General features: G+C 40.6%; 8 protein-coding genes. All 8 read left to right on the top strand.

Features of this window, described 5'->3' with window-relative positions; genetic code table 11:
• Positions 1-4: 4 nt before the first annotated feature.
• Positions 5-3,211 carry a S8 family serine peptidase gene (locus tag K364_RS0111040; protein WP_028308078.1) on the top strand — a complete coding sequence of 1,069 codons (3,207 nt, stop codon included), beginning with the start codon at positions 5-7 and terminating at the stop codon, positions 3,209-3,211.
• 127 nt (positions 3,212-3,338) lie between these two features.
• Positions 3,339-4,721, top strand: a complete 1,383-nt coding sequence (locus tag K364_RS0111035; protein ID WP_028308077.1) for a sodium-dependent transporter — start codon at positions 3,339-3,341, stop codon at positions 4,719-4,721.
• 266 nt (positions 4,722-4,987) lie between these two features.
• The gene (locus tag K364_RS0111030) at positions 4,988-6,358 is read left to right on the top strand and encodes a sensor domain-containing diguanylate cyclase (RefSeq protein WP_028308076.1); all 1,371 of its coding nucleotides are present in this window, start codon (positions 4,988-4,990) and stop codon (positions 6,356-6,358) included.
• Between the two features lie 114 nt (positions 6,359-6,472).
• Positions 6,473-8,449 (top strand): DUF5693 family protein, encoded by a 1,977-nt coding sequence (locus tag K364_RS0111025; protein ID WP_028308075.1) that lies wholly within the window; start codon positions 6,473-6,475, stop codon positions 8,447-8,449.
• Positions 8,442-9,536, top strand: a complete 1,095-nt coding sequence (csaB, locus tag K364_RS23715; protein WP_035268572.1) for a polysaccharide pyruvyl transferase CsaB — start codon at positions 8,442-8,444, stop codon at positions 9,534-9,536. The genes K364_RS0111025 and csaB overlap by 8 nt, the downstream gene beginning before the upstream one ends.
• 109 nt (positions 9,537-9,645) lie before the next feature.
• Positions 9,646-9,849 carry a hypothetical protein gene (locus K364_RS0111015; RefSeq protein WP_156946394.1) on the top strand — a complete coding sequence of 68 codons (204 nt, stop codon included), beginning with the start codon at positions 9,646-9,648 and terminating at the stop codon, positions 9,847-9,849.
• A gap of 265 nt (positions 9,850-10,114) precedes the next feature.
• On the top strand, positions 10,115-11,356 hold the full coding sequence (gene ltrA, locus K364_RS0111010) for a group II intron reverse transcriptase/maturase (RefSeq protein WP_028306901.1): 1,242 nt from the start codon (positions 10,115-10,117) through the stop codon (positions 11,354-11,356).
• A 464-nt stretch (positions 11,357-11,820) separates the two neighbouring features.
• Positions 11,821-12,174: a DRTGG domain-containing protein gene (locus K364_RS26705; RefSeq protein ID WP_028308074.1), complete on the top strand. Its 354-nt coding sequence runs from the start codon at positions 11,821-11,823 to the stop codon at positions 12,172-12,174.
• Positions 12,175-12,183: the final 9 nt, after the last annotated feature.

Raw genomic sequence — 12,183 nt, 5'->3', positions numbered from 1 at the left:
GTATATGCAACAATTTATCAACTCAATAAAAAAACTGCATATTATCATAGCTTTAGCATTATTTATCTTAGCTGCTTTTCCAGGTTATACCCCTGCTTATTCTGATACCCGTAACCACTGGGCAGTTCAGGAGATTGACCTGTTATCTGCCAAGGGAATTATTGGTGGGTATCATGATGGGAGCTTCAGGCCTAACCGCAGTATCACCAGGGCGGAATTCAGCAAAATCATAATCAGCAGTCTTAATTTAGATGAAGAGGCCTATAACCTGTATAATGTTCCCTCAGCTTTCAGGGATATCCCATCTGCTTATTGGGCAAAGGGATATATTGAGCTTGCCTATGAGCTTGGCATAATTAATGGTTATGAAGACGGAACCTTTAGACCTGAGAGGCCAATTAGAAGGGATGAGTTAACAGCAATGCTTGTAAGAACTCTAAAGGTTTCTAGTGCCTTTGAGACAACATCTGACCTTGGATTTAGTGATGAAAATGAAATTCCCGGGTGGGCAAGGGATCCCGTAGCAAAGGCCCTAACTCTAAATCTTACCAGCGGGTATCCAGACGGATCCTTTAGGCCTGCTGAGCTTACAACCAGGGGTCAGGCAGCTGCCTTTATTGTTCGAATGCTTGAAGCCAGGGGTGATGCCCTTGAGTTTGCGGGAATGCTTAAGGGCTTGGATACCGTTGGCAGTCGAATGAGGATTGAAATTGCCGGAGAAGACCACTTTTTTAATTATAGTGGGTCACTTGCAGCTTACAGGGATAAAAAGCAAATAAGCTTGTCAGAGCTTGCTGGTGGATTGCCAAAGAATATTCACTTTATTGTCAATTCCCGAGGAATAATTAGTTATATTGAACAGGTAGAAGGGCTCAGAGGTTTATCCCTTTCATCTCTAACCCATGTTTCAACTTATGGGTCGCCATTGCCAGCTTCCCCTGCTCAAAAATCTTTAAATTTTTCAAGGGTCGACTATACAGGTGCTAATCCAGGAAAAAGCCTGGAAGTCACTATTAATGAAATGAATGTAAAAGATGTTCTTCCCATAGGAGCACAGGGCCAGGGACAGGTTATTGCAATAATAGACACAGGTGTTGACCCTGGACATCCTGATCTCAAGGAGACTACAAGGGGAACTGCCAAGATAGTTGACTGGGTGGATTTTACAGATGAAATGAAGGTAAATACATCTGGCACTATAAAAGCAGCAGGAAATCGAAATTATACTATTGAAGGGGCAAGCTATTCAATTAAAAATATTTCTTCAAAAAGTGGGGAATACAGGTATGGATTTATTCAAGAAAGGAATGTACTTCGAGATTTAAATTTTAATGGAAGGTTTGATGATAGGTTTTTAGTAATTCTTTCTGATCCGGATACTCCAGGGAAATATGACAAAGTATATATTGACCTGGCAGGAAAGGGAGAGATTGATGGACAGATAGGCTACAGAATATTCAAGGAAAGCAGACAGTACTTTACTATTGAATCAGCTGATGCAGAAAGGCATTTTAATATTGTGGTAGGTGGCATTTCTCCAAAGGGGGACTGGGTCAGGTTTGGTGTTGATTTTAATGGGCACGGAACCCATGTTGCCGGAATAGCCGCCGGCAATGGAGGAATCAAGGGGGTAGCCCCCGGGAGTCAGATCATGGTGCTGAAAGCCTTGGATACCATGGGAGAGACAAATTGGGAGCTCCTAAAGGAGGCTATAAACTATGCAGCCAATAATGGTGCCCATATAATCAATTTGAGCCTTGGCTATTACCTTGATGAAACTGCAGGAAATAACTCCCTGACAGAGCTTATTGCTAAACTAAGCAGAGAGCAAAACATTGTATTTACAGTGGCAACAGGAAACAGGGGACCAGGTCTGGCTTCATTGGCTACTCCTGGCAATGCAAAGGAGGCCATATCTGTTGGAGCGTTTATTTCTCCGGCCATGTGGAAGCAGGATTATGGCTTTGAGGTTGAGCATGACAGCTTGTGGTATTTTAGCTCCATTGGCCCGAGAAATGATGGGCTTATGATCCCCGATGTAGTAGCACCTGGTAGTGCTGTTTCTACTGCCCCCATGTGGGCTGTAGAAAAATATTCCATGGCAGAGGGGACAAGTATGGCTGCTCCTCATGTAGCCGGTGCAGTTGCGCTGCTCAGGGATTCTCTGCATAGGCTGGGTAAATCTCCAAACTCACAGGATATTAGGAGAGCTATTTCTCTTGGAGCAAGACCTTTGGACAACTTTGGTCCCGCTGAAGTTGGCTCTGGTGTTATAGACGTTGTGGAGGCCTGGAGGAAGCTGTTTCTTGTAGATAAGGTTAAACCCCTAATATCCCAGACCTACAATAAAAGACTGGCATTTGGAGAGGGTTTGTATGCCAGGGATTTTATTCCGGGAGAAATTAATTTTAGAATAAACAACCTTGCAAATGAACCAGTGGCTGTAAACTGGGACTCAACGGTGGAATGGTTAGTTCCTGAACTTGCAAAAACCAGGATAGCTCCAACAGGCCGCAGAACAATGGGTGTCAGCTATAACATACCTGAAGAACCAGGCCTTTATTCGGGATTCTTAAGGGGTGATATTGCAGCTACCTATGGATACGATCTGGCAGCACTGGTAACTGTCATAAGGCCCCACATTTTGGAGCAAAACAACCAGTATAGGGTTCATTTATCAGGAGAATTACCTGCAGCCCAGTATTCACGACATTTTTTCCAGGTGCAGCCAGGAGCTGAAAGCCTGTCTGTAAAGCTAAAAGTGGCAATGGCTGGAACTCAGCCCTTGGGAAGGGTAAGGGCTCATATAATAGACCCCAATGGCAATGAGTACTTCATGACAGAATATGTGGGTCTGGGACCACCTGGGTCCTTAATAAAAGATAGTACATCAGCAAGCATATTATCTCCTGAGGTTGGTATATGGGAGGTTGTAGTTTACAGTTCCCCCGCTTTAAGTGCATATGGAGCAAAAAAAAGCCAGTTTAATCTGGAAGTAAACCTTACTGGAACTATTAAGCAGATTGACAATTCCAGACAGACGTCCTCATGGATAATTGGCGGTATCCTTTCAGATAAGGATTTTGGTGGTTATAAAGCTAAAACCTACCAAATAATTGACAGAAGAACTAAAAGGCCAATTAATGGAGTTATAGAACTGAAAGGAATTGTATATGAAGTGAGAAATGGAAAGCTATTTATTAGACAGTAAAAATTTTGATAAATTAGAATATGTTAAAATTAACCCTTGCTAAATAGCTAAACTCTTAATTATAATACAATTAGCACATGATAATAGAAATATCACATGTGCTAATATTGTAATAGGAGGTAAAAATGTGGAGAACAAGAGTATAGGAGTTGAAAGGGAACACTGGGGCTCTAGATTTGGTTTTGTTATGGCTGCAGCTGGTTCCGCAATTGGCCTGGGAAATATATGGAGATTTCCCTATCTTGCAGGTGATAACGGTGGAGGGGCCTTTATAATTATTTATCTTATTGCAGCCTTTTTAATTGGCTTCACTGTTATGCTTTGTGAATTTGCTATTGGTAGGGCAGGACAGTTAAATGCCATTGGTTCCTTTAGAAAATTGGCTCCAGGGACACCATGGTGGATTACTGGTGCCTTTGGCGTATTGGCCGCATTCTTAATTTTATCATTTTACGGTGTAGTTGCCGGTTGGACAATGGCCTATGTCTGGATGACTGTAACAGGGTCACTCTCAGGAGTTCCATCAGATCAACTGCCGGGAATATTTGTTGGCTTTATTACCAATCCAACCCAACCAATTATCTGGCAGGCAATTTTCATGGTACTAACAGTTGGTATTGTTGTTGCCGGTATTAAGGGAGGTATTGAAAAGTGGAGTAAAATATTAATGCCGGCTATTATTGTTATCTTATTTATACTAATGTTCCGCGGATTAACACTAGAAGGTGGTTTTGCGGGCGTAAGCTTTATTTTAAAACCGGACTTTTCACAAATTACTGGCAAGGTTGTCCTGGCAGCACTAGGACAAGCATTCTTCTCTTTAAGCCTGGGTATGGGAACAATGATAACTTATGGTAGCTATTTAGAGAAGAAGGAAAATATGCCCTCCTCAGCAGCAACAGTAATTGGCCTTGATACTGGTATTGCCGTCCTGGCCGGCTTTGCAATCTTCCCAGCATTATTTGCTGTGGGGTTAGAACCATCACAGGGAGCAGGCCTGGTATTTATGGTGCTGCCTGCTGTTTTTGATACTCTTCCCCTGGGGATGTTCTTTGGAACTATCTTTTTTATATTATTAGCCATTGCAGCCTTAACTTCTGCCATATCAATTTTAGAGGTTGTAGTTGCATTTATTAAGGATGAGTTTAATGTTGCCCGCAGCTTCTCTGCCATTGTAATTGGTTTTATCATCTTTTTAGTAGGTGTGACTGCTTCATTATCCATGGGACCATGGGATCATATAGTCGTACCATTCCCAGGATCAGAAGCAGGCCTTAACTTATTTGATTTTTATGATGAGTTCTCAGCCAAGATACTGCTGCCAATAGGCGGTATGTTAATCTGCTTGTTTACAGTGTGGGTCTGGAAGCCCCAGAATGCGTTTAAGGAAATCACTAATAATGGTACACTAAGCTTTGCTTGGTTACCACTATTCAAATTCATGGCCGGCATTGTAGCGCCAATTGTAATTCTCATTGTATTGCTTAATGGTTTTGGTATATTTGGTTAAAAAATCATAGCGCATAATCATGGGATATCTAATAATGAGCAGAGGTGCATAGTTTGCCTTCTGCTTTTTTTTTTGTATGCTCCTAGACAAAATATGACAAAAATAGTGATGGAAATAAAAAGGTAATTAAAAGTAATTGTCGAAATAAATACTAGCAATGGACTTTTTTAGTCCGGACGGGCAGCTTTGCATTGAGAAGCTGTCCTTTTAATTATGACACTTAAACATTTTTAACATTAGGATTAAAAAAGCTGGGGGTGATATTTATGGTGTATAAGCTTTCAGACTTGGTTAGTATAAGTGACCTGCAGGGAATAGTTAATAGTATTTATCATATTGAAAAAATAGAGTGCAGGGCAGTTGACCAGGATGGTTCTGTATTGGCAGACGGTTTTGTCCAGGGACGCAAAATAGACGTTGATGAAATAATATTGGACATACCTATAAACAGCCAGGGGCGAAGGATTGGGCTGCTTCAGCTTGTTAAGCATCTGGAGTGCTCCATAAATGAATCAGCATTTTCTTTAATGACCCACCTGGCAAATATATTGAAGTTAATAGGGGAAAAGCAGAGCAAATGCCTGTATCTGGAAAAGGAGCTGGTCAAAACCAGGCATTCACTAACAAAAATAATTGAGTTTGAAAAATTAATTGCCAGTATTGCCAGGAGATTTATCAGTATTTCAGCAGAGGAGATATCTGAGGAAATCAACCATACACTAAGGGACATTGGAGAATTTTCCAAGACAGATCGCACATATATTTTTTTAGTATCTGAGGACAAAAAGACTGTAAATAATACCCATGAATGGTGTGCTGGGGGCATAGAAGCCCAAATCCATAATCTGCAAAACATACCTGTTGATTCTATTCCATGGTGGATGGGGGAGCTTAATTCCATGAGAAATATCTATATCCCAGATGTAGATATTATGCCGCAAGAGGCCTCAACTGAGCAAGAAATCTTAAAAGCTCAGGAGATAAAGTCAGTAATAGTGGTACCCTTGACTTTTAAAAATACGCTCATAGGTTTCATGGGTTTTGATTCTGTCAGGGATTACAAATGTTGGCCTGTAGAGCATATAACCCTTTTAAAAATTGTTAGTGAAATAATAGTAAGTGCATTAAGAAGAAAAAAGATAGAAGAGGAGCTAAGATTTTTAAGCCTTCATGACCATCTCACTGGATTATATAATCGTGCCTATTTTGATAATGAAATGCTTCGACTGGAAAAAGGGAGGGATTATCCCATTTCAATTATTTTCCTGGATATGGATAATCTTAAAACTATCAATGATACAATGGGCCATCAGGCAGGGGATCAAGCCTTAAAAAACTGTGCCAGACTGCTCAAAGAAAATTTACGAGAAATAGATGTTCTTGCAAGGATAGGGGGAGACGAATTTGCGGTAATCCTGCCATGTACTGATGAGAAAAGTGGTGAGGAGATAATCAGGCGTGTTAAGGACACTCTGGCAAACTATAACCTTAATAAGGAAGGGCTGCCTTTAAGCCTTTCTATAGGTATAGCAACCTGCAATGGTCCGGAACATAAATTGAGTGATACTCTAAAAAGAGCAGATGACCTTATGTACATTAAAAAGAACTCTACCAGTACAGCCAACCGAGTGCTCTAACTTACCACTTTTATATAAAAGAAAAATAATATATAATAGTGCGGAAGCTATTTGAACCAGGACAAACACAAGGAACTAATAATTTCCCAGCCAATTTAAAGGGAGGCAGATACATTGACATTTAAGACTAAATCAGCTAATTATATAAACTATCTTTTGATAGGTATCCTAGTTATGGCACTGTTGGCAGCCGGCTATCTTGCAAAGCAGAGAATGACCCTGGAGCAGGCCAACAGGCATGTAGAGGTGAGTATTGAAAGCCAGGAGGTTGAAAGGCTGGCTAGATATAGCCAGTATTCAGAGCGGGATGTATTAAGGAAATTCAAACAAACAGGTGTATCTGGCATCCTTTTAAAGGAACAGATAATTAGTGATCTAGAGCCCCATAAGGCCTGGGTTATGTCGGGCAGTCAGCTTCTCTTAGATGACAGGTATAGAACAGAGATGGGGAGCAATGTTGAAAATATCAAAACTGGCTACAACTATATTATTACAAATGATGAAAAGGTTCATGAACAAATAAAGAAAAACTTATCCTTAAAGGTTTTTGGTGTTCACGTACCGGAAAATACAGGCAGCATTCAGCTTGTTGGGGTCCCAATTACCAGATCTGAGCTTAGCACCATTGGCCTGGGTTTTGACCAGGATTTTATGGAACTGGCCGTTTCAGAAGGCTACAATATTCTGGTACAAATACGCAATTGGCCCCAGAGCTCACCTGAAGCAATAAGGGGTGTATTTGAATATTTAGTGCCTTTTAAGGATAATATTACGGCAGTTTTATTTAATGATTTTTTAATTCCTGGCTTTCCCCATTATCTGCATATTATTAATGAAGGAATTGAAAGTCTTGAGGCAAACTTTGCCTTCATTGAAACCTTTATCTTTAATCAGCAAGGTGCCAGGCAAGTCGGTTTAGATGAACCAACCAATGTTGTCAGGTTCCATGCAATAGGGCTAAACGAAATGGTTAATATGACTCCTCAAAGGGCAGTGGACAGATTCACCCTGGCAATAACTGATAGAAATGTTCGAGTTCTTTTAGTAAGGCTTTTCTTCCCAATGGATAGCTCAGATTGGATGGAAACAAATGTTAATTATCTTGGTGGAGGAAATGGCTTTACAGGATTAATACCTGCAATACAAAGGGAAGGCTTTAATATAGGCGAAGCTCAACCTTTCAACATGCATGTTACATCAGCAGAGGGGAACATACTGTTGACCTTTGTAAGTGGACTGGGTGTTCTTGCAGGGGGAATGCTGCTCCTAAGGAGGCTAGATTTTTCAAAGCTTGCCTATTTATTAGGGGGAGCAGGCCTTATAATCTGGGCAGGAGCCTTTATAATAGACCCCTTGTTAAATATTGCCATAAAGGCCATGGCCTTGGGTTCGGTAATAATATTTCCATCACTGGCTTTAATTTTAGTTTTAAATGATAAATCCAGCATCTCCCCGGGGAGGGCTATAATCAAGCTTATTCATGCTTCCTCAATCAGCTTGATAGGTGCACTGCTAATGGTAGGATTATTTGCACATCTGAACTTCATGCTCAAGCTGGATCAGTTTGTAGGGGTGAAGGTGGCTCATCTTTTACCAATCCTAATTTTGATATTTGCTTTTTATTTTTGGCGCGATAGAGATAAGCTGCCCAGCAGAATTAAGGGTCTGCTGGATGCAGTTGTTACAAACAGGCATCTAATACTTGTAGGGTTTTTCCTGGTTGCCGGACTAATTTATGTAACAAGGACAGGTAATGAGGCAGCAGTTGTATCCTCTCTGGAGCTTAAGGTGAGAACCCTTTTAGATAATCTATTAATAGCTCGTCCGCGCACAAAGGAGTTTTTGATTGGACATCCCTTTATGCTGCTGCTTTTTTATCTAGGCTATCAGCATCGTTATCTGCCACTGCTGTTATTGGGGGCAATTGGTCAGATTTCCATGGTTAATACCTTTGCTCATATTCATACACCTTTATTGGTTTCCATGATAAGGACCGTTAATGGATTATGGCTGGGTATTGCAATAGGGGTTATGTTCATACTATTATGGAGATTATATAAACACTTGGAAGGCAGGCTTTTTAATGAGTAAAAAAATTGCAATATCTGGTTATTATGGCTTTCAAAATATAGGAGACGAGGCTATACTCTATAGTATGCTGCAGGCTTTTGAGTCTGTGGGCAATCTGGAACCTATTGTTTTTTCCAATAATCCAGAGCATACCCATAAACAATATGGTGTGGAGTCAGTTGATAGATGGAAGCTTTTTACTTTGATTAAATCATTAAGAAAATGTGATCAGCTTGTTAGTGGCGGCGGCAGCCTGCTTCAGGATGTAACTGGTCCCAGAAGTCTTATCTACTATCTAGGGGTTGTTTTTTTGGCAAAGCTTTTAGGTAAAAAGGTTATGTTTTATGCCCAGGGAATAGGACCCATCAATACTCCACAGGGCAAGAGGCTCATGGGCTGGCTCGCAAATAAGGCTGACTTGATTACTGTGCGTGATGGGGCTTCCAAGAAGCTTCTAGACCAGTTGGGAATTGACAGGCCTGAAATAAGAGAAACTGTAGATGCTGTCCTTGGTATAGATAGAAGAAGAGTAAACACACAGTCTGATGAAAAGGTGCTGGTAGAAATGGGCATCTCCCCAGAGGGAGAGCCAATTGTGGGTGTTTCTCTAAGGGAATGGCAGAATCCAGGCAACTATAAAAGGGCAGTTGCAAAAACCTGTGATAATTTGATAGAAATGGGATACAGGGTTATGTTTATACCCTTTCATTTTCCAGGTGATATTGCCCCAGGAAGAGATACTATCAAGCTTATGGAGCATGGAGAAAAGGCTATCCTCATGAAAAACCAGGTCAATGTGGAAGAAATGCTTGGCATTCTGGGCAGCCTGCATATGATGATAGGAATGAGGCTCCACTCTCTGATAATGGCTGCCGTAATGGGAGTACCCATTGTTGGTATTTCCTACGATCCAAAGGTGGACAGCTTCATGAAACAGGCCTATCAGCCCCTGGCAGGAAGAGCGGAGACTATAACGGAGGATCAGCTATGGGATACTGTAAGAACAGCCTTAGAAAACAGGGAAGCCAATCTGCCTGAATACCTGCAGATTATAGATGAAAAGAGAGAGCAGGCCCTGGAAACTGCCCGCTGGGCCAAAGAACTCTAAAAAACCAGGGGGACGGTTGTGTGCCACGAAAAACAGACTCATAGAAAGATAACTTAAGAGTTTAGGCTCTATGAAAGATGAAGGAAGGCCCTTCGGAGTCAACATTCAGGTGTGGGCTCCAAACCACCTTAAGCTGCTGTGGTCAAAAGCCATGGTGGTGAGCGTTAAGGAAAAGGCAAAGCTAAGACTTTGTCAGGTGAGAATCATGGAGATGAGTACAAGCGAATCACCGTTCAAGTGTCGAAACATGGAAAAGAAGTCATCAAAACTAGGATCTAACCGTCATTCTAGGATAAGTATAGAGGAGACCTGATTACCGACTATATGGTGACCGGCATAGAGGTGACATGAACATGATTTAGGCTTTTATAGGGAACGTGGGAACCTACGACTCTGATGCTAACGGAAAAACCACAAATGGGAAACCCCCATAAGGGTGAAATACGGATGCAGAGTATAGGGGCGGAATAGACCGTAGTAATGATGAAGCTTCTGTAATGGAAGTGGAGTGAAGGGTAGCGAAAGCGAACTATATTATTCAGTTTTGAGTATCAGTCAACCAGAAATGGGAGGAGCTAATGAACAAAACAAAGCCGTTTAGAATACCAAAACAAATAGTACAAGAAGCCTATGAGAAAGTGAAAGCGAATAAAGGCTCTGCAGGTATCGACGAAGTAAGTCTAAAAGAATTTGAAAAAGACCTTAAAAACAATCTGTACAAAATATGGAACAGGATGTCGTCTGGAACATACTTTCCCCCAGCAGTAAAAGCAGTTGATATACCAAAGAAAAATGGTGGGATAAGAGTACTAGGAATACCGACAGTAGCAGACAGAATAGCACAAATGGTAGTAAAAATCCATTTTGAACCAAAAGTAGAACCCTACTTTCTGGAAGACTCCTATGGGTACCGTCCGAATAAGTCAGCAATAGAAGCAGTAGGCATTACCAGACAGAGGTGCTGGGAATATGACTGGGTACTAGAGTTCGATATTAAAGGACTATTTGACAATATAGACCATGAACTCCTGATGAAGGCAGTACACAAACACACAAAGGAGAAATGGGAAATATTGTACATTGAGAGATGGTTAAAGGCACCTTTTCAAAAAGCAGATGGAACAGAGATAAAAAGAGACTCTGGAACACCGCAAGGTGGTGTCATTAGTCCGATACTTGCAAATCTATTCATGCACTATGCATTTGATAAATGGATGAAAATAAATTATCCCAATAACCCATGGGCAAGATATGCAGATGATGGAGTAGTACATTGCTCAACCTTAGAAGAAACAGAAAACATACTAGAAACGCTAACAGCAAGATTTAAGAACATAGGGCTAGAATTGCATCCAGACAAGACCCGAATAGTATATTGCAAAGATGACAATAGAAAAGGAAGTCACACTCAAGAGAAATTTGACTTTCTAGGATATACTTTTAGGTCAAGGCTTGCCAAGAACAGACGAGGAGAGTACTTCATAACATTCTCGCCAGCAATAAGTAACAAAGCAAGCAAGGCAATAAAACAAAATGTGAGAAATATGAACCTTCAATTTCGAACAAATCGAGAAATCAATGATTTGGCAGACCTTCTAAATCCCAAGATAAGGGGATGGATAAACTACTATGGTAGTTTTTGCAAATCGGAATTAACCCCTGTGCTTAAATATATCAACAAAACCTTGCAAAAATGGGTACGAAGAAAGTATAAGAATATCAATGGAAGCAAAGCTAGAGCTAGGAGATGGCTCATCAAAGTAGCAGAGGCAGTTCCTCAACTTTTTGTGCATTGGAAACTTGGTATAATTAACGACTGAATAATGGGAGCCGGATGAGCTGAGAGGTTCACGTCCGGTTCTGGGAGAGCCTGTGGGTGAGACTCCCATGGGCTACTCACCCCTCTGGTTGGTTTTTAAGATACCCCAATTTTATTGCTTATTAAAAGGCCATCAAATGCCTTAGCGGCATACTTACTGATGGTCTTTTTTTACTTTTACACCAGCCGCCAGACAAAAAAATCTCACAAAGGTTAGATACTATTCCAAAATATGCATTAAAATGCAGGATGTGATATAACATTAAGAGTTGATGGAAAATTCGTGATTAGTAAAATAATTTTATTTTTAGTAATACAATCTCTAAAAAACCAAAGGAGAAGGTTAATTCCTATAGGATATAGAATAAAATAGGTGATGTATTATAACTTTTTATAACAGCTATAAGTAATAATAAATTATTATAAACTATTAAATGCCTGTTCTGGTAAGTTTGGAGGAGCAAAATGGATCTCAAGGAAGTGAAAAAGCTTTTAGAGGCAGAGGTTTTATGGGGCAGTGAACTATTAGAAAAGTCGGTGTCTTGTGCCTTTGGGTGTGACCTATTAAGTGATGTGTTGGCCTTTACACCTCCAAATGTTTTGCTTTTAACAGGTTTAACAAATATTCAAGTTATTAACACTGCAGAAATGATTGAGGCTGCTGCAGTTGTTTTTGTAAGGGGTAAAAGGCCCACAGGGGAGGTCGTGGATTTTGCCAGACAAAAGAATATACCTCTTTTGGCAACAAATTATATGCTTTATGACAGCTGCGGCATTCTCTATCTTAATGGTCTAAAAGGTTGTGAGGGTAATGGGTAGAAATGTATT

The sequence above is a fragment of the Desulfitibacter alkalitolerans DSM 16504 genome (assembly GCF_000620305.1).
Lineage (GTDB): Bacteria > Bacillota > DSM-16504 > Desulfitibacterales > Desulfitibacteraceae > Desulfitibacter > Desulfitibacter alkalitolerans.
Note: the sequence above shows the minus strand (reverse complement) of the source record. Positions and strands in the feature narration are given on the sequence as shown.